Raw genomic sequence first — 706 nt, 5'->3', positions numbered from 1 at the left:
GTCAGGCCGGCCAGCACGCCGTTGACGGTGCCGATCACCGGCTGCAGTGCCTGGCCCGGGACCTGTGTGAGGCCGTTGGCCAGGTCCGTCACCACACCCAGCGGACCACCGTTGACCTGGGTCACGCCTTCCACCAGACCCGTGATCACGGACAGTGCGCCGGTGCCGGGGTCGATCAGCGCATCCAGTACCTGGCCCACAGGCGCTCCGGCCGTGCCGCCGAGCAGGTCGCCAACGGTGTCCTGCACCGTGGTGACAAGGCCGTCGCCGCTGCCTGTGCCGCCGCCCGGAACCAGGCCGCCCAGCAGGCCGCCGACCAGGCCGTCTTCGCCAAGCACGCCACCCAGCAGGCCACCATCGCCGCCCAGCAGGCCGCCATCGCCGCCCAGCAGACCGCCAACCAGGCCGTCATCGCCAAGTACGCCACCCAGCAGGCCGCCGTCACCGCCGAGCACGCCGCCCAGCAGGCCACCATCGCCGCCCAACAGACCGCCGACCAGGCCGTCATCCCCAAGCACGCCGCCCAGCAAGCCACCGTCGCCGCCGATCACGCCGCCCAGCAGGCCGCCATCGCCACCCAGCAGACCGCTGACCAGCTCGCCAATGCCGCCTTCACCCAGGCCGCTGCCCAGGCCGGCAATCAGGCCGTTGAGGGTGCCGATCACCGGCTGCAGGGCCTGGCCGTCCACCTGGGTCAGGCCGTTGA

At 72.7% G+C, this 706-nt stretch carries 1 pseudogene; it reads right to left on the bottom strand.

Going from position 1 to position 706, the window contains the following annotated elements:
- Positions 1–706, bottom strand: a pseudogene (locus DA1_RS30975) (hypothetical protein); the annotation flags it as partial.

The organism is Delftia acidovorans NBRC 14950 (assembly GCF_001598795.1).
GTDB lineage: Bacteria > Pseudomonadota > Gammaproteobacteria > Burkholderiales > Burkholderiaceae_C > Comamonas > Comamonas acidovorans.
Note: the sequence above shows the minus strand (reverse complement) of the source record. Positions and strands in the feature narration are given on the sequence as shown.